Origin of the sequence: Pseudomonas sp. zfem001, from assembly GCF_032621725.1 — a bacterium.
GTDB classification, from domain to species: Bacteria; Pseudomonadota; Gammaproteobacteria; order Pseudomonadales; family Pseudomonadaceae; genus Aquipseudomonas; species Aquipseudomonas sediminis.
This window is the reverse complement of sequence record NZ_JAVYJI010000004.1, coordinates 75,396-91,911: the sequence shown is the minus strand read 5'-3', so window position 1 is coordinate 91,911 and position 16,516 is coordinate 75,396. Positions and strand designations below refer to the sequence as shown.

Genomic DNA, 16,516 nt, shown 5'->3' with positions numbered 1-16,516 from the left:
CTCCCATAGCTCGTGATGAGCGCCACCCTACGGCTGGCTGTGGCGCAGGTCACTCAATCCTCGAACAACACCGGGCAGCTCTCGGCGCCCTCCAGCTTGAGGATTTCCTCTACCACCTGCGGCCGTGCCTGGCGCAGCACCAGGCTGCGCTTCAGTGCCTGCAAACGGCGCGCTTCCTGGTGCAGCATTTCCACGCCTGCGTAGTCGATGAAGTTGATGTGCCGCGCGTCGATTACCAGGCGCTGCCCGCGGCTGCGTTGCAGCAGTTGCTGGATGTACTGGCAGGCACCGAAGAAGATCGAGCCGTCGATGCGCAGCACCTCGTCGTCGCCGTCGTGCCACAGGCGCACGCGTGGCTGTGAGGTGCGCTTGAGGTAGAAGAACAGCGAGGCCAGCACGCCGGCATAAATCGCTGTCTGCAGCTCCAGCACCAGGGTGGCGGTGAAGGTCAGCAGCATCACCATGAACTCGGCGCGGCTGACCTTGCGCAGTGCACGGATCGCTGGCAGATCCACCAGGCCCCAGCAAATCAGCAGGATACCGGCGGCCATCACCGGCAACGGGATATGCGTCAGCAGTGCCGTACCGAACACCGCGAACAGCGCCACCAGCAGCGCCGAGAACACCCCGGCCAGCGGCGTGCGTGCGCCGGCCTGCAGGTTCAGCGCCGAGCGGGTGAAGGAGCCGGCCGACAGCGACGCGGAAAACCACGGCCCGAGCATGTTCGACAGGCCCTGGGCGCGTACTTCCTGGTTGGCATCGAGGAACTGGTGCGATTTCACCGCCAGCGCGCGGGCGATGGACAGGCTGGTGACCAGCCCGAGCATGCCGCAGGCTACCGCTGCCGGTAGCAGGCGCAACACGTCGTCGAGGTCGAAGCTCAGCAGGGTCAAAGGCGGCAGACCACCTTCGAACGGCGCCACCAGGGCGATGTCAGCGGTGAAACGTGCCGGCAGCAACCAGGCCAGCAGGCTGCCGCAGACCAGGCCGATCAGCAGTGCAGGCAACTTTGGCCAGAGCTGCCGCACCATCAGGCTGAGCAGCAGGGTGAAGGCCGCCAGGGCCACGCTGGGCCAGTGCGCCTGCGGCAGGTGCTGGCCGATCTGCAGCAGGCTGGTCAGCGCCGTGGGTTGGCTGGCGACTTCGACGCCGAGCAGATTGGGCATCTGCCCGATGGCAATCACCAGTGCCGCGCCGAGGGTGAAGCCGAGCACCACTGACTGCGAGACGAAGTTCACCAGCGCGCCGAAGCGCAGCAGGCCGAGCAGCCACTGGAACAGCCCGGCAAGAAAGGTCAGCAGCAGGATCAGGGCAATGAATTCGTCGCTGCCGATGCGTGCCATGGGGCTGACGCTGGTGAACAGGACGATGGAGATGGCTGCGGTCGGTCCGCAGATGAGGTGCCAGGAGGAGCCCCACAGGCAGGCGATGATCACCGGTACGATGGCCGCGTACAGGCCGTATTCAGCCGGCAATCCGGCGATCAGCGCATAGGCCAGCGATTGCGGCAGAGCCAGGATGGCGCCGGTCAGGCCCACCAGCAGGTCATTGCCGAGGGTCTTGCGGCTGGTGCCAGGCAACCAGCGGAGAAACGGCAGCAGGGTCTGTCGGTCAGGTAGGCGCATGGTTCGGGTCGAGGGTGGGCCGCGGGCGACTCCACCCTACTCACTTGCCGCGGTTAATTCAAAGCCGCGCCTTCACGGCGGCCAGGCCGTCGCCACCGTCGCGGGTGGTCACGCCGTCCAGCCAGCCATCGAGCACCTGCGGGTTGGCCTGCAGCCAGGCCTTGATCGCAGCGTCGTTGCTGGCCTGCTTGCTCAGCACCTGATCCATGATGCTGTTCTCCATTTCCTGGGTGAAGGCGAGGTTGCTCAGCAGCTTGCCGACGTTGGGACACTGTGCGGCGTAGCCCTTGCGCGCCAGGGTGTTGACCTCGCCGCTATCGCCGAAATATTTCTCGCCGCCTTTCAGGTACTTCATGTCGTACTGAACGTTCATCGGGTGCGGGGTCCAGCCGAGGAAGACCACGAACTGATCGCGTTTCACCGCGCGGCCGACCTGCACCAGCATCGCCTGTTCGCTGGACTCCACCAGCTTCCAGTCACCCAGGCCGAACTCGTCGGCGGCGATCATCTGCTTGATCGACTCGTTGGCCGGCGAGCCGGAGGCGATGCCGTAGAGTTTCTTGCCGAACTTGTCGGCATGCTTGTCCAGATCGGCGAAGGTCTTCACCCCGGCCTCATAGGCATAGGTCGGGACCGCCAGGGTGTACTCGGTACCTGCGAGGTTCTGCGCCAGCTTGTCCACTTCGCCGCTGGCGACGAACTTGTCGTAGTTGCTCTGCTGCGCCGGCATCCAGTTGCCGAGGAAGACGTCGACCTGGCCCTTCTGCAGGCCGGCGAAGATGATCGGTACGGCCAGGGTCTGGCTTTCCGCTTTGTAGCCGAGGCCATCGAGCAGGAAGCTGGCGATGCCGTTGGTCACGGCGATGTCGCTCCAGCCCGGGTCACCCAGCTTGACCGTGGCGCAGGCGGCGTCCTCGGCCCAGACGTTGCAGGCACTGGTGAGCGCTGCAGTGAGTAGTAGCACGCTGAATCGGTTCATGGCGTCTCTCCTTTTTTCTTCTGTTTTGGGGGCGGCAGTCGGTAAAGGTTCATACCTGAGGAAAACGGGCTCGGCGTTCCAGGTCGTCGAGATCGATATGGTTGCGCATGTACTGTTGGCTGGCGTCGACCATTGGCTGGTGATCCCAACTGGTCAGTTTGCCCTGGCTCAGGGCCTCAGCCACCAGACGGCGGCGGCGCTGGCTGGCCAGGGTGGCGGCGTGGATGGCCGGGATGTCCCAGCGCTCGCGGGCCTCGGCCAGGAAGCCGGCGAGGATGCCTTTGTGCTCGCTGCAGTTGGCGAGGTTGCGGCGCTCCTGCGGGTCGCTGTCGAGGTTGAACAGCAGCAGCGGGTCCTGTTCGGAATAGACGAATTTCCAGGGGCCGCGGCGAATCATCATCAGCGGGCTGACCGTACCTTCGGCCATGTACTCACCAAGCACTTCGTCATGGCCGCCCTTGCCCTGCAGGTGCGGCAGCAGCGAGTGGCCCTCCAGCTCTAGCCCCTGCTCGACCTGGCCGCCGGCCAGTTCAACCAGCGTCGGCAAGAGATCGAGGGTCGAAACGGACTGGCTGACCCGGTGCGCGGCGAAGCGCTTCGGCGCGTGCACCAGCAGGGGTACGCGGGCGGACATCTCGAACCAGTGCATCTTGTACCAGAGGCCGCGCTCGCCAAGCATATCGCCATGGTCGCCGGAGAAGACGATCAGGGTGTCTTCGGCCAGGCCGCACTCTTCCAGGGTCTTCAGCAGCTTGCCGATGTTGTCGTCGATGTAGCTGCAAGCGCCGAAATAGGCGCGGCGGGCGTCGCGAATCTTGTCCTCGGGCAGTGGTTTGTCCCACAGGTCGATGACCTTGAGGATGCGCTGCGAGTGCGGGTCCTGCTCGGCCTGCTCGAGGTGTTGGCGCGGCAGAGGAATGTCCACATCCTCGTAGCGATCCCAGTATTCGCGCGGGATGGTGTAGGGGTCGTGCGGGTGGGTCATCGACACGGTCAGACAGAACGGCTGATCCGGTGTCATGCGCACATGGTCGTAGAGGTACTGGCGCGCCTTGAACACCACCTCCTCGTCGAAATCCAGCTGATTACTGCGCACGCAGGGGCCGGCCTGCAGCACTGAGGACATGTTGTGGTACCAACTGGCGCGCACGTCCGGCTCGTCCCAGTTCACCGCCCAGCCGTAGTCGGCCGGGTAGATGTCGCTGGTCAGGCGTTCCTCGTAACCGTGCAGCTGGTCCGGGCCGCAGAAGTGCATCTTGCCCGACAGCGCGGTGCGGTAGCCGAGGCGGCGCAGGTAGTGGGCATAGGTCGGTACATCGGCCGGGAAGTCGGCGGCGTTGTCATAGGCGCCGATCTTCGAGGGCAGCCGCCCGCTGACCAGGGTGAAGCGCGACGGCGCGCAGAGCGGGCTGTTGCAGTAGGCCGAGTCGAACACCACGGCCTGCTCGGCCAGTTTCATCAGGTTGGGCATCTGCACCGGCGAGGCGGCATCGTGCAGTGGCAGGATCGGCGCGGCCATCTGGTCGGCCATGATGAAGAGGATGTTCGGGCGCTTCATGGTGGCGGCTATTCCATACTGTTGGTTTATGCGACAGTGCTGGCTCCATGATTCCGGTAGAACAACAGCAGGGTAAACCCAGCTGCGACACATGCCTTGGATAAGCAGAGCTTATGTTTAAAGCCATCGATGGATTGTCGCTCGACGCGTTGCGGGTGTTCGAGTCGGCCGCGCGCCAGCTCAGTTTCACCGCCGCCGCCAGTGAATTGGGCAGCAGCCAGCCGGCTATCAGCCAGCAGATCAAGCGTCTGGAGCAGCAACTGGCCACGCGCCTGTTCGACCGCGTCTATCGCGGGATCGTGCTGACCGAAGCCGGTGAGCTGTTGCTGGCCCATGTGCAGGAGGGACTGGCCAGCCTCGATGCCGGGCTCGTTGCTGTCACCGCACGGCAGCAGCATGAGGTGCTGCAGGTGGCCACCGACTTCGCCTTCGCCGCTTACTGGTTGATGCCGCGCCTGCAGCGTTTCAATCGGCTGTACCCGGAGGTGGACGTCAGCCTGATCACCAGCGAGCGTGACCCTGCCACGGTGCCCAGCGACATCGACGTGGCGATCCGCTTTGGTGATGGCCGTTTCAAGCACGGCGAGGCACGCCTGCTGTTTCGCGAGGAGGTGTTCCCGGTGTGCAGCCCGCGCCTGCTCGGCGAGCGTCAGCCGCCGTTGCCGATCTCAGCGCTGGTCGACCTGCCGTTGCTGCACCTGCGCCCCGAGCACCGTTCGCGCTGGTTCGACTGGGATGGTCTGTTTCGCGCGCTGGGTATCGCCAGCCTGCCAACGCCCGGCGCGCTGCGCTTCGACAACTACACCCTGTTGATCCAGGCGGCGATTGCCGGGCAAGGGGTGGCCATCGGCTGGCGCCATCTGGTGGATGAACTTCTGGCTCAGGGGCTGCTCTGTCGTCTGGGTGATGCCGAGGCGCATTCGGCACTTGGCTATTACCTGGTACTGCCCGAGCGCAAGCGTCGTCAGCGCCTGACCGCGCGTTTCGTCGACTGGTTGCAGGCCGAGCTGGATTCGTCGGCAGCGAGCGTTTGATCGGGCCATACTGCAACAGCGAGACGTGAGTCTCTATACTGTTCGCCGCCGCTCTAGCCGGTCGTTTTTATCACCTGCCAGCGGCCCCCACACTCCAACCGGTGAAGTGAACCGTGAAACTCCGTCATTCGATTTTGGGCCTGCTGCTGTGCGGCAGCCTTGTTGTTTCGAACCTCCAGGCCGCGCCGGCCCAGCCGAAGCAGGAGCTGGCCGCTGGTAGCGCATTGCTGATCGACCTGAAGACTGGCCAGGAGCTCTATTCCAGTAATCCGGATCTGCGCCTGCCGGTCGCCTCGGTCACCAAGCTGATGACCGCCATGGTGGTGCTCGATGCCAAGCTGCCGTTGGACGAGGTGCTGCCGATCACCATCCGTGACACCCATGAGATGCAGGGCGTGTTCTCCCGCGTGCGTATCGGCAGCGAGATCACCCGCCGCGAGATGCTGCACCTGGCGCTGATGTCCTCGGAGAACCGCGCCGCCGCCAGCCTTGCGCACCATTACCCGGGCGGCCATGGTGCCTTCGTTGCAGCGATGAACGCCAAGGCCAAGGCACTGGGCATGCGCAACAGCCATTTCGTCGAGCCCACCGGCCTGTCCGAACTGAATGTCGCCACCGCGCGCGACCTGGCGCTGATGGTCAAGGCGGCCAACCAGTATGCGCTGATTCACCAGTTCAGCACCGACTCCGAAGCCACGGTGGCCTTCCGCAAGCCCAACTACACCCTGGGCTTTCGCAACACCAACGCACTGGTGCGCAAGGCGGACTGGAACATCAACCTGAGCAAGACCGGCTTCACCAACGCTGCAGGCCGCTGCCTGGTGATGGCCACGACCATCGCCAACCGCCCGGTAGCTTTCGTGGTGCTCGGTGCGTTCGGCAAGTACACCCACATGGCCGACGCCAACCGCCTGAAGCGCTGGATGGAGACTGGCAAGGTCACTCCGGTGCCGGCTGCGGCGCTCAGCTACAAGCAGCAGAAGCTGGCCGAGTGGAGTCTGCAGGCCGCACAGTGACCTCAGGCTGATGATGCAAAAAAGGGCGACTCATTGAGTCGCCCTTTTTCGTTGTGCTGTCGTGCTGCGTCAGTGCGGGGAGCCCAGCCTCTCGCTGAGAAAATCGAGAAAGCAGGTGATGCGCGACGCCAGCGCGGTGTTGCGGTAGTACACCGCGTTGATCGGCTGGCGCACCTCCACGCGCTGCTCGGCCAGAACTTCTACCAGCGCGCCGCTGGCACGGGTGGCATCGGTCATGAAGTCCGACAGACATACCAGGCCTTCGCCGGCCAGGGCCAGTTCGAGAATCGTGTCGCCACTGGAGGCCCGCAGGCTCGGGGTGATGCGCCAGCGCTCGCCGAGGGCGTGGCGTAGCGGCCATTCGTTGAGGCTGTCCGGTTCGGTGAAGCCGATCAGGCTGTGTCCGGCCAGGTCTTCGGTGCGCGCCGGGTTGCCGTGTTGGCGCAGGTAGTCGGGGCTGGCCAGTACGCGGCGGCGGCTGTGGTAAAGCGGCCGGGCGTGCAGGCTGGAGTCTGGCAGGTTGCCGATGCGAATGGCCAGGTCGGTGCGGCGCTCAAGCAGATCGATGATGCGGTCGTCGCTGTTCAGCTCCAGTTCGATCTGTGGATAGAGCGCACGGAAATCGCCAATCAGCGGCACGATCACGTGCAGCATGAAGGGCGAGGCGGTGTTGATGCGCAAGCGCCCGGACGGTGCCTGGCGACGCAGGGTCATCTGCTCCTCGGCTTCCTCAACGCTGGCCAGGATGCGCCGCGCCTGGGCCAGGAACACCTCACCCTCCTCGGTCAGCTCCAGGCGCCGGGTGGTGCGGCGTAGCAAGGTGACGGCGAGTTTTTCTTCCAGCCGGCTGAGGGCACGGCTGACACCGGACGCGGTTTGTTCGAGCTGCTCGGCGGCGGCGCTGATCGAGCCGCAGTCGACCACGCTGACGAAGGCGAGCATTTCTTCCAGGCTGGTCTTCATTGTTGCTCTTCAGTCAAAGGTGTTTGCTGGCTTGGTAGGTTTTTCCGCATGAGTCTGGCGCGGATACTGCTCGCCAGCAAGCCTGCCTGCTGCTCGCCCTTAATCCCGGGCCTGCAACTTTTACCCGTTGAGTCAGGCCGAATCATTCAGTCCCTGTCGATCTGCTGATCGGCCATCCATTCACCACCAGTGAGGATCTTCGTCATGAAATTCATTCCCCCCTTCGGCCTCGGCACCTTCCGCCTCAAGGATCAGATCGCCATCGACTCGGTGCGCACGGGTTTGGAGCTGGGTTACCGGCATATCGACACGGCACAGATCTACGGTAATGAGGCCGCAGTCGGCCAGGCCATCGCCGCCAGCAACGTGGCGCGCGACGAGTTGTTCGTGACCACCAAGATCTGGACCGAGAACCTCGGCAACGGCCGAGTGATCGCCAGCTTGCAGGAGAGCCTGCAGCGCCTGGGCCTGGAACGGGTCGATCTGACGTTGATCCACTGGCCGTCGCCGAACGACGAGATCCCGGTGGCGCAGTACCTGGGCGAGCTGCTGGAGGCCAAGCGCCAGGGGCTGACGGCTGCGATTGGCGTGTCCAACTTCACCATCGCTCATTTACGCGAGGCCATCGATGCGGTGGGTGTGGAGGAGATCGCTACCAACCAGGTGGAAATCCATCCGCTGCTGCAGAACCGCAAGCTGGTGGAATTCGCCCGGCAGCAGGGCATCCACCTCACCGCCTACATGCCGCTGGCCTACGGCAAGGTGTTGGCCGAGCCGGTGATCCAGCGTATCGCCGCAGCCCACGGCGCCAGCCCGGCACAGGTCGCCCTGGCCTGGTCGCTGCAGCAGGGCTATGCGGTGATTCCGTCCTCGACCAAGCGTGAGAATCTGGCGGCCAATCTGGTCGCTGCCGAGTTGCGTTTGAGCGAAGAGGATATGGCCGCCATCGCCACTCTGGAGCGTGGCGAGCGCGTCGCCAACCCGGGCTTCGCACCGCGTTGGGACTGAGCCGTTCGTGTTGGTGCGCGCGGCGCACCTGACCACGAATGTGTGGGAGGGGCTTTAGCCGCGACTCTGGTTTCTATCTGCCGCCAGCTATATCGATCAGCGCGCCGGTGGTGTAGCTGGCCTTGTCGTCGAGTAGCCAGACGATCGCCTCGGCGACTTCCTCGGCGCGTCCGGCGCGTCCCAGCGGTGTCGCCTTGCCCAGGCGCTCGGCGCGATCCGGTTGGCCGCCGCTGGCGTGAATCTCGGTGTCGATCAGCCCCGGGCGCACGGCGTTGACCCGCACGCCCTCGCCGCCCAACTCCTTGGCCAGGCCGCGGGTCAGGACATCCATGGCACCTTTGGCGCCGGCATAGTCGACGTATTCGAAGGGTGAGCCAAGGCTGGCGGCTACCGATGACACCAGCACCATCGATCCCCCATTACCACCGCGGCTGCGGGCCATGCGTCGGGCGCCCTCGCGTGCGCTGAGGTAGCTGCCCAGTACGTTGACCTCGAACATGCGGCGCAACCGCTCGCTGCTCATGTCCAGCAGCGGCATGGGTGGGGCGACGATGCCGGCATTGACCACCAGGCCGTGCAGCGGACCGAATTGGTCCATGGCCTCGAACAGGCGCAGCACGTCCTCTTCATTGGCAACGTCGCCAGGCAGCGCGACGGCCTTGCCGCCCATGGCCTCGATCTGCGCCACCACTTCATCGGCGGCGGCGCGGTCATTGCGGTAGTTCACGCCGACTGCCCAGCCGTCAGCGGCAGCCAGCAGGGCAGCTGCGCGACCAATGCCTCGGCTGGCGCCAGTGATTAGCAGGTTCTTGCTCATGGCTGGACTCCTTTCTTGTGCTTGTATTCAGGTTGCCGGATTTACGCCGGGCCCGCCACGGCGTGAGTCTTCCGATGAATGGCGTGCGCGGCAGCAGCGCGTCTATGACGGCCGCTGTAGTCATCCCGTTAATACTTTGCACAACGCTGCCTGAATGAATAGTCGAGTGAAAAAATTGGAGAATTGAAAGCGTGATATAAGATTCGCTTCTTATTCTTTAAAGAAATATATGGCCGCGGCGCAGGTGCAGTGGCAGGCAAACTCGATTAGCAGGAGGTGCGATGGAGCACAACATATCCCTCATCACCATGTTGGCCGGTGGCTTCGGCCTGGCTCTGATCTTTGGCTTTATCGCAGAAAAGCTGAAGCTGCCGGCGTTGGTGGGTTATCTGTTGGCGGGTATCGCGCTGGGTCCGGCGACCCCAGGTGTCGTTGCGGACATGGAACTGGCCCCGCAGTTGCTCGAGATCGGCGTGATGCTGCTGATGTTCGGCGTCGGTTTGCATTTCTCCCTGAAAGATCTGTTGGCGGTGAAGAAGATCGCGCTGCCCGGCGCGGTCGTGCAGATGAGCATGGCCACCGTGCTTGGCCTCGGTGTTGCCAGCTGGTGGGGTTGGACTTTCGGCGAGAGCCTGTTGCTCGGGCTGTCGCTGTCCTGCGCCAGCACCGTGGTGCTGCTTAAGGCATTGGAAACGCGCGGCATCACCGATTCGATGAATGGCCGCATCGCCGTAGGCTGGCTGGTGGTGGAAGACCTGGCCACCGTACTGGTATTGGTACTGCTGCCGCCACTGGCTGGCATGCTCGGCGGCAAGGTAGTCGGTGCCGATATCGGCACGCCGCTGTGGCAGGTGCTGGGCATGACGCTGTTGCAGGTGGCTGTTTTCATCGCACTGATGCTGGTGGTCGGGCGCCGCGTGTTGCCCTGGTTGCTGCTGCAGATTGCCAAGACCGGCTCGCGCGAGCTGTTCACCCTGTCCGTGGTTGCCGCCGCCATTGGCATCGCCTACGGCGCAGCAGTGCTGTTCCATGTGTCTTTCGCGCTTGGTGCCTTCTTCGCGGGTACAGTGATGCGCGAGTCGGACCTCTCGCACCGTGCGGCTGAAGAGTCGCTGCCGCTGCGTGATGCTTTCTCGGTCCTGTTCTTCGTCTCGGTTGGCATGTTGTTCGAGCCGGCCGTGCTGGTCGAAGAGCCGCTGCGTGTGCTGGCCGTGGTGGCCATCATCATCGTCGGCAAGGGCCTGGCAGCGGCGCTGCTGGTTCTGGCTTTCCGTTATCCCCTGAGCACGGCACTGACCGTGGCGGCGAGCCTGGCGCAGATCGGCGAGTTTTCCTTCATCCTCGCTGGGCTGGGCAAGGACCTGGGCCTGCTGTCGGCTGAGGGCATGAGCCTGGTGCTGGCCGGCGCGCTGATCTCGATTGCTCTCAATCCGCTGGTGTTTGCCTGCATCAAACCGATCAAAGAGCTGGCTCTGCGACGTTCGGCTCTGGCTCGACGCCTCGAGTTTCGTGAAGACCCGCTGGCGGTGCTGCCGGCCAGCACCGAGCGCAAGTACCTCGAGGGGCAAGTGGTAGTGGTTGGCTACGGCCGGGTCGGCCGACGTATTGCCAAGGCCTTGCTGGAGCGCGGCATTCCTTTCGTCGTGGTCGAGCAGAATCGCGAGCGGGTCGAGCAGATCCGTGGTCAGGGCATCGCCGCCGTCAGCGGTGACTCGGCCGAGCCGGGTACGCTGATCCAGGCGCACATCGCCAAGGCATCGATGCTGGTGATCGCCACGCCCGATCCGCTGAACGTGCAGCGCATGGTCGAAACTGCGCGGGCGTTGAACCCGCAGGTGGAAGTCGTGATCCGTACGCACAGCGCCGATGCAGTGGAAATTTTCCGCCGTGAAGGTTTCGGCGAGGTGTTCTTCGACGAGGAAGAACTGGCGCGCGGGATGAAGGACCACGTCCTGTCCAAGTTCGCCCCGGCTCAGCCGCACGCAGATAGCAGCCCGGCGCACGGTCACTGACAGACGATGGTAAAGCCGCTGGAGGGGCGACCCTTCAGCGGCTTTTTCGTGGCGATTGTCCGGTGATCGACGAGATGGCATCTGCGTCATCCGTGCCCACAAAGCACCTGAAAGTCAGTAGCATCTGCGCCGCTCGTTCGCTGTGAGCGTGCTTCATTACCTGATAAGGAAATCCCATGAGCAAACTGCTATTCGTCTCCCTGCTTGCCGTTGTCTCGAGTGCGAACGCCCTGGCCAGCGCCGCCACGGTCGACAACCAGGAACAACTGCTCGGCATCTGGGCCATGACACCGCTGAACAATGGCATCGCCAACGTGGTGGAGTTCAAGGCCAATGGCAAGAGCGACCTGCATCCATTCAATTGCGCAGAGCAGGGTGAGCGCGAGGTGGAAGTCTCCGACTATCGCCTCAGCGAGGATGGCCAGACGATCCACATCACCTCGCCCTACCAGAGCTTCGATCTGCAGGTACTGGCGTTCAATGCCAAGACCATGGAGCTGGGCATGGAGATCGAAGGCCACAAACTGAGCTTCTCCTACGTCAAAGGCGACAAGATCGAGCCGCTGTGCGCCTTGTATCGCTGATTCTGGCCTGATCGGCCGTCTGCCGCGCAAGGCCAGCCCTTGCGCGGCAGAACTCAGCGCGGGTGCATGACGGCGGTGGGCTCGGGCGTTACCATGCGCGCCCCTTCTCCATCCGCTTACCTCGCCATGAAACCCGCCTCCCTACGCGCTGACCTGCTGGCCGGCCTGACTTCGTCCTTCGCCCTGGTGCCCGAGTGCATCGCCTTTGCCCTGGTAGCCCAGGTCAACCCGCTGATGGGCCTGTACGGCGCCTTCATCATCTGCACCCTCACCGCCTTGTTCGGTGGCCGGCCGGGGATGATTTCCGGCGCCGCCGGCTCGATGGCGGTGGTGATCGTCGCCCTGGTGGTGCAGCACGGCGTGCAGTACCTGCTGGCCACGGTGCTGCTTGGTGGCCTGATCATGCTGGCGTTCGGCTTGCTGCGCCTGGGCAAGCTGATCCGCATGGTGCCGCACCCGGTGATGCTGGGTTTCGTCAACGGCCTGGCGATCATCATCGCCATGGCCCAGTTCGAGCACTTCCAGCACGACGGCCATTGGCTGCAGGGCAACGCGTTGTACCTGATGCTCGGTCTGGTGGCGCTGACCATGCTCATCGTCTACCTGCTGCCACGCCTGACCCGCGCCGTACCGCCGGCGCTGGTGGCGATCCTTGGCATCGGTGCGCTGGTCTATCTGCTGGATCTGCCCACGCACACCCTGGGTGACATGGCGCAGATCGCCGGTGGTCTGCCCAGCCTGGTGCTGCCGGACATTCCCTGGACGCTGGACACTTTGATCATCATCGCCCCCTACGCCGTGCTGATGGCCCTGGTCGGCCTGCTGGAGACCCTGCTGACCCTGAACCTCACCGACGAAATCACTGCCACGCGCGGCCACCCGGATCGCGAATGTGTCGCCCTCGGCGCGGCCAACATGGTTTCCGGCGCATTCGGCGGCATGGGCGGCTGCGCGATGATCGGTCAGACCGTGATCAACCTCGGCTCCGGCGGCCGCGGGCGACTGTCCGGCGTGGTCGCCGGGGTGATGATCCTGCTCTTCGTGCTGTTCCTCTCGCCGCTGATCGAGCGTATCCCGCTGGCGGCGCTGGTCGGCGTGATGTTCGTGGTGGCGCAGCAGACCTTCGCCTGGGGCTCGCTGCGCGTCGCCGGCAAGGTGCCGGCCAACGATGTGCTGGTGATCGTCGCGGTGACCGCCATCACCGTCGCCACCGACCTGGCTACCGCCGTGCTCTGCGGCATCGTCATCGCCGCGCTCAACTTCGCCTGGCAGCATGCCCGCGAGCTGTATGCCGACAGCGATATGCAGGCCGACGGCAGCAAGCTGTACCGCGCCCACGGCACCCTGTTCTTCGCCTCCTGCACCACCTTCCTGGCGCAATTCGAGCCGGCCGATGACCCGCAGCAGGTAACCCTGGACTGCCGCCACCTGAGCTTCGTCGACTACTCCGCCATCGCTGCGCTGAAGACACTGCGCGAACGCTACGAGCGTGCGGGCAAACATCTTCGTGTGGTGCACTTGTCCGAGCGCTGCAAGCAGTTGCTCAAGCGTGCGAGCGAATGAGGTTGCAACTGCGGCTGAGTGCCTTGCCTGCTGCTAAGGCAGGCCGCGTTCTCGCTATTAAGTGAAGAAACCATTGAAGAGTCCCTAAAAGGGAACTATCGTTCCTTTTTTGGGACTCATTGGGCCGCCCATGCAAACTCTTTCATTAGGCGAGGCGCTGTTCACCGGCACCCAGCGCAAGGTATTGGGGCTGCTTTACGGCAAGCCGCAACAAAGCTTCTATGCCAATGAAATCGCCCGCCATGCTCAGGTTGGCAAAGGCAGCCTGATGCGTGAGCTGGAGCGTCTGCAGCAGGTGGGTATCCTGAGTATGACCCGTCAGGGCAACCAGACCCATTACCAGGCTAACCCGCACTGCCCGATCTATACCGAGCTGCAAGGCATCGTGCGCAAGACTTTCGGAATTGATGCCCCGCTGCGTGAAGCACTCGCGCCGTTGGCTGGACAACTGACGTGGGCATTCGTCTATGGTTCGCTGGCCAAAGGCAGTGAACACGCTGATAGCGATATCGACCTGATGCTGATCGGCAATGGACTCAGCTATTCCGACGTGATGGAGCGCTTATTGCCGGTGGAGGCCCAACTAGGACGCACCATCAACCCGACGCTCTATACTCCGCACGAGTGGCAAGCCAGGAAAGTCGCTGGCAACAGTTTCGTGCTGCGGGTGGCGCAGCAGGACAAGATCGAGCTGATCGGCCACGATCCGGAGGGAACCGAACATGGGCAATAACGACAATCTGGACAACCTGCTGCGCACAGGCGGCCTTAAGGCCGAACCGCCAGACCCCAAGGAATGCGAAGGACTGCTGCGTTCGGCCGTCGACCGCCTGCAGGACGCCCACAACCCTGCGCTGTCATTCGCCAGCCGCTTCGACCTCGCCTACAACGCTGCTCACGCACTGGCTCTGACTGCATTGCGCCTACAGGGCTATCGTTCCGACCGCCGCTATCTGGTGTTCCAGTGCCTGGCGCACACGCTTGCCGTCAGCAAGGCGCAAGTGCGCCTGTTTGCGCTATGCCATGACCGACGCAACCTGGCCGAGTACGAAGGGTATATAGACGTGGATGAGCCGCTGCTGGCCGAGTTGATTGCGGCGACCGATGCACTTCTGCCTGACGTACGGAAAGCCATGGCGATGGCGTAATCTACACGAGCACCTAGGATGCGTTGATCCTCGCGAAACCCATCAAACAATTCCCCGGGTATCGCTACGCTCGACTCAGGCTACAAAGCCATGAAAAAGCCGCTGACAGATCGCTCCGCCAGCGGCTTTCTCGTATGCCAGAGAGGGTATCAGCGGCGCGCGCCGCGTACCCCTTCGGCCAGTTCGCGGCACAGGCCGAGCACGCCGTCGATGGCCTGCTGCGGGCTTTTCGCCTCGGCAATCTTGTCGATCAGCGCCGAGCCAACCACCGCGCCTTCGGCGCGCTTGGCCACTTCGGCGGCGTGCTCCGGGGTGCGGATGCCGAATCCGATGCATACGGGCAGCTCGGTGTGGCGACGCAGGCGCGCCACGGCTTCCTCGACATGATCCATGGTTGCCGCACCAGCGCCGGTAACGCCTGCCACCGATACGTAGTAGACGAAGCCGGAGCTGCCAGCCAGCACGGTGGGCAGGCGGTCATCGTCGGTGGTCGGCGTGGTCAGGCGGATGAAGTCGATACCCGCGCTCTGCGCCGGCTCACACAGTTCGTCGTTATGCTCCGGCGGCAGGTCGACCACGATCAGGCCGTCGACACCGGCCTCTTTTGCGTCGGCAATGAAGCGCTCGACGCCGTAGACGAAGATCGGGTTGTAGTAGCCCATCAGCACCAGCGGCGTGCTCTGGTTGCCTTGGCGGAATTCACGAACCATCTGCAGTGTCTGCTGCATGCCCTGCTTGCCGGCCAGCGCGCGGATGTTGGCGAGCTGGATGGCCGGGCCGTCGGCCATCGGGTCGGTGAACGGCATGCCCAGTTCGATCACGTCGGCGCCAGCGTCCGGCAGGCCCTTGAGGATGCTCAGTGAGGTGGCGTAGTCGGGGTCACCGGCGGTGATGAAGGTCACCAGCGCAGCGCGGTTTTCCGCTTTCAGTTCGGCGAAACGGTTCTGCAGGCGGCTCATGCGTGTTTCTCCTGGTTGTCCTGCATGTGGTGCATCACGGTCTGCATGTCCTTGTCGCCACGACCGGACAGGTTGATCACCATCAGGTGATCCTTAGGCAGCTTCGGTGCGCGTTTGAAGGCTTCGGCCAGCGCGTGGGCGCTTTCCAGGGCCGGGATGATGCCCTCCAGGCGGCAGCAGTGGTGGAAGGCTTCGAGGGCTTCGTCATCGCTGATCGGCACGTATTCGACGCGCTTGATCTCGTGCAACCAGGCGTGTTCCGGGCCAACGCCGGGATAGTCGAGGCCGGCGGAAATCGAGTGGGCATCGGTGATCTGGCCGTCCTCGTCCTGCAGCAGGAAGGTGCGGTTGCCGTGCAGCACGCCAGGCGCGCCGCCAGCCATGCTCGCCGCATGCTTGCCGGTGTCGACGCCATGGCCAGCCGCCTCGACGCCGACGATCTGCACGCCTTGGTCATCGAGGAAGGGGTGGAACAGGCCGATGGCGTTGGAGCCGCCGCCGATGCAGGCCACCAGGGAGTCGGGCAGGCGCCCTTCCTTCTCCAGGATCTGCTCACGCACTTCGTTGCCGATCACCGACTGGAAGTCGCGCACCATGGCCGGATACGGATGCGGGCCGGCGGCGGTGCCGATCAGGTAGAAGGTGTTGTGGACGTTGGTCACCCAGTCGCGCAGGGCTTCGTTCATGGCGTCCTTGAGGGTACCGGTGCCGGCGGTGACCGGAATCACCTCGGCGCCGAGCAGTTTCATGCGGAAGACGTTGGCCTGTTGGCGATCGATGTCGGTGGTGCCCATGTACACCACGCACTGCATGCCGAAGCGCGCAGCCACGGTGGCGGTGGCCACGCCGTGCATGCCGGCGCCGGTCTCGGCGATGATGCGCTGCTTGCCCATGCGCTTGGCCAGGAGGATCTGGCCGATGCAGTTGTTGATCTTGTGCGCGCCGGTGTGGTTCAGGTCTTCGCGCTTGAGGTAGATCCTCGCTCCGCCGAAGTGCTCGCTCAGGCGCTCGGCGTAATAAAGAGGGGTAGCGCGACCAATGAAGTCGCGGTGGAAATAAGTGAGCTCTTCGAAGAAAGCCGGATCACTCTTGGCCTTCTCGTATTCGGCGGCCAGCGAGTTGATCAGCGGCATCAGGGTTTCGGCGACGAACTGACCGCCGAAGCGGCCGAACAGGCCGCGAGTGTCGGGGCCGGTGCGAAATGAGGTCATGGCGTGCTCCTTGTCGACAGCACTGGGCTGGCAGGGCGA

At 63.9% G+C, this 16,516-nt stretch carries 15 protein-coding genes; 8 read left to right on the top strand and 7 right to left on the bottom strand.

The features are described from left to right. Positions 1-53: 53 nt before the first annotated feature. From RTH74_RS14800 to betC, 3 genes are read right to left on the bottom strand one after another with little or no spacing between them, the layout of a single operon-like run. The gene (locus tag RTH74_RS14800; protein ID WP_316915146.1) at positions 54-1,625 is read right to left on the bottom strand and encodes a SulP family inorganic anion transporter; all 1,572 of its coding nucleotides are present in this window, start codon (positions 1,623-1,625) and stop codon (positions 54-56) included. 58 nt (positions 1,626-1,683) lie between these two features. Then, positions 1,684-2,604: a choline ABC transporter substrate-binding protein gene (gene choX / locus RTH74_RS14795; RefSeq protein ID WP_316915145.1), complete on the bottom strand. Its 921-nt coding sequence runs from the start codon at positions 2,602-2,604 to the stop codon at positions 1,684-1,686. Between the two features lie 49 nt (positions 2,605-2,653). Further along, on the bottom strand, positions 2,654-4,162 hold the full coding sequence (gene betC / locus RTH74_RS14790) for a choline-sulfatase (protein WP_316915144.1): 1,509 nt from the start codon (positions 4,160-4,162) through the stop codon (positions 2,654-2,656). A gap of 113 nt (positions 4,163-4,275) precedes the next feature. Between betC and RTH74_RS14785 the strand changes: the two genes are divergently transcribed. Both RTH74_RS14785 and pbpG read left to right on the top strand, forming a co-directional pair. Next, positions 4,276-5,196: a choline sulfate utilization transcriptional regulator gene (locus tag RTH74_RS14785; RefSeq protein ID WP_316915143.1), complete on the top strand. Its 921-nt coding sequence runs from the start codon at positions 4,276-4,278 to the stop codon at positions 5,194-5,196. A 113-nt stretch (positions 5,197-5,309) separates the two neighbouring features. Beyond that, positions 5,310-6,212: a D-alanyl-D-alanine endopeptidase gene (pbpG, locus tag RTH74_RS14780; RefSeq protein ID WP_125881591.1), complete on the top strand. Its 903-nt coding sequence runs from the start codon at positions 5,310-5,312 to the stop codon at positions 6,210-6,212. A 69-nt stretch (positions 6,213-6,281) separates the two neighbouring features. Here pbpG and RTH74_RS14775 read toward each other — a convergent pair whose 3' ends face one another. After that, entirely contained in the window at positions 6,282-7,175 is an 894-nt protein-coding gene (locus RTH74_RS14775) for a LysR substrate-binding domain-containing protein (RefSeq protein ID WP_125834728.1), read from the bottom strand. 204 nt (positions 7,176-7,379) lie between these two features. Between RTH74_RS14775 and dkgB the strand changes: the two genes are divergently transcribed. Next, positions 7,380-8,183, top strand: a complete 804-nt coding sequence (gene dkgB, locus RTH74_RS14770) for a 2,5-didehydrogluconate reductase DkgB (protein ID WP_316915142.1) — start codon at positions 7,380-7,382, stop codon at positions 8,181-8,183. A gap of 73 nt (positions 8,184-8,256) precedes the next feature. Here the strand turns inward: dkgB and RTH74_RS14765 are convergent, their stop codons facing one another. Then, positions 8,257-9,000 (bottom strand): SDR family oxidoreductase, encoded by a 744-nt coding sequence (locus RTH74_RS14765; RefSeq protein WP_316915141.1) that lies wholly within the window; start codon positions 8,998-9,000, stop codon positions 8,257-8,259. Positions 9,001-9,281: 281 nt separating this feature from the next. Here RTH74_RS14765 and ybaL point away from each other — a divergent pair, with 281 nt between their 5' ends. The 5 genes from ybaL (at position 9,282) to RTH74_RS14740 (ending at position 14,307) form a co-directional block, all read left to right on the top strand. Then, on the top strand, positions 9,282-11,012 hold the full coding sequence (gene ybaL / locus RTH74_RS14760; RefSeq protein WP_316915140.1) for a YbaL family putative K(+) efflux transporter: 1,731 nt from the start codon (positions 9,282-9,284) through the stop codon (positions 11,010-11,012). 176 nt (positions 11,013-11,188) lie between these two features. After that, positions 11,189-11,596, top strand: coding sequence for a hypothetical protein (locus RTH74_RS14755; protein ID WP_316915139.1), 408 nt, complete (start codon positions 11,189-11,191; stop codon positions 11,594-11,596). A gap of 126 nt (positions 11,597-11,722) precedes the next feature. Further along, positions 11,723-13,159 (top strand): SulP family inorganic anion transporter, encoded by a 1,437-nt coding sequence (locus RTH74_RS14750; RefSeq protein WP_316915138.1) that lies wholly within the window; start codon positions 11,723-11,725, stop codon positions 13,157-13,159. A gap of 130 nt (positions 13,160-13,289) precedes the next feature. Next, on the top strand, positions 13,290-13,892 hold the full coding sequence (locus RTH74_RS14745; protein ID WP_316915137.1) for a nucleotidyltransferase domain-containing protein: 603 nt from the start codon (positions 13,290-13,292) through the stop codon (positions 13,890-13,892). Beyond that, positions 13,882-14,307: a hypothetical protein gene (locus RTH74_RS14740; protein ID WP_316915136.1), complete on the top strand. Its 426-nt coding sequence runs from the start codon at positions 13,882-13,884 to the stop codon at positions 14,305-14,307. Before RTH74_RS14745 ends, RTH74_RS14740 begins: the two co-directional genes overlap by 11 nt. Positions 14,308-14,456: 149 nt before the next feature. Here RTH74_RS14740 and trpA read toward each other — a convergent pair whose 3' ends face one another. Further along, positions 14,457-15,266, bottom strand: coding sequence for a tryptophan synthase subunit alpha (gene trpA, locus RTH74_RS14735; protein ID WP_316915135.1), 810 nt, complete (start codon positions 15,264-15,266; stop codon positions 14,457-14,459). Continuing rightward, a complete protein-coding gene (gene trpB / locus RTH74_RS14730; protein ID WP_316915134.1) occupies positions 15,263-16,477 on the bottom strand; it encodes a tryptophan synthase subunit beta in 1,215 nt (404 codons plus the stop codon). The genes trpA and trpB overlap by 4 nt, the downstream gene beginning before the upstream one ends. Positions 16,478-16,516 lie beyond the last annotated feature (39 nt).

What these genes read in the sequence shown, in the direction of transcription:
- RTH74_RS14785 (WP_316915143.1), top strand. Translation starts at nt 4,276, where the DNA reads ATGTTTAAAGCCATCGATGGATTGTCGCTCGACGCGTTGCGGGTGTTC.
- RTH74_RS14775 (WP_125834728.1), bottom strand. Translation starts at nt 7,175, where the DNA reads ATGAAGACCAGCCTGGAAGAAATGCTCGCCTTCGTCAGCGTGGTCGAC.
- RTH74_RS14765 (WP_316915141.1), bottom strand. Translation starts at nt 9,000, where the DNA reads ATGAGCAAGAACCTGCTAATCACTGGCGCCAGCCGAGGCATTGGTCGC.
- betC (WP_316915144.1), bottom strand. Translation starts at nt 4,162, where the DNA reads ATGAAGCGCCCGAACATCCTCTTCATCATGGCCGACCAGATGGCCGCG.
- trpB (WP_316915134.1), bottom strand. Translation starts at nt 16,477, where the DNA reads ATGACCTCATTTCGCACCGGCCCCGACACTCGCGGCCTGTTCGGCCGC.
- ybaL (WP_316915140.1), top strand. Translation starts at nt 9,282, where the DNA reads ATGGAGCACAACATATCCCTCATCACCATGTTGGCCGGTGGCTTCGGC.
- dkgB (WP_316915142.1), top strand. Translation starts at nt 7,380, where the DNA reads ATGAAATTCATTCCCCCCTTCGGCCTCGGCACCTTCCGCCTCAAGGAT.
- RTH74_RS14755 (WP_316915139.1), top strand. Translation starts at nt 11,189, where the DNA reads ATGAGCAAACTGCTATTCGTCTCCCTGCTTGCCGTTGTCTCGAGTGCG.
- RTH74_RS14750 (WP_316915138.1), top strand. Translation starts at nt 11,723, where the DNA reads ATGAAACCCGCCTCCCTACGCGCTGACCTGCTGGCCGGCCTGACTTCG.
- RTH74_RS14800 (WP_316915146.1), bottom strand. Translation starts at nt 1,625, where the DNA reads ATGCGCCTACCTGACCGACAGACCCTGCTGCCGTTTCTCCGCTGGTTG.
- RTH74_RS14745 (WP_316915137.1), top strand. Translation starts at nt 13,290, where the DNA reads ATGCAAACTCTTTCATTAGGCGAGGCGCTGTTCACCGGCACCCAGCGC.
- trpA (WP_316915135.1), bottom strand. Translation starts at nt 15,266, where the DNA reads ATGAGCCGCCTGCAGAACCGTTTCGCCGAACTGAAAGCGGAAAACCGC.
- RTH74_RS14740 (WP_316915136.1), top strand. Translation starts at nt 13,882, where the DNA reads ATGGGCAATAACGACAATCTGGACAACCTGCTGCGCACAGGCGGCCTT.
- choX (WP_316915145.1), bottom strand. Translation starts at nt 2,604, where the DNA reads ATGAACCGATTCAGCGTGCTACTACTCACTGCAGCGCTCACCAGTGCC.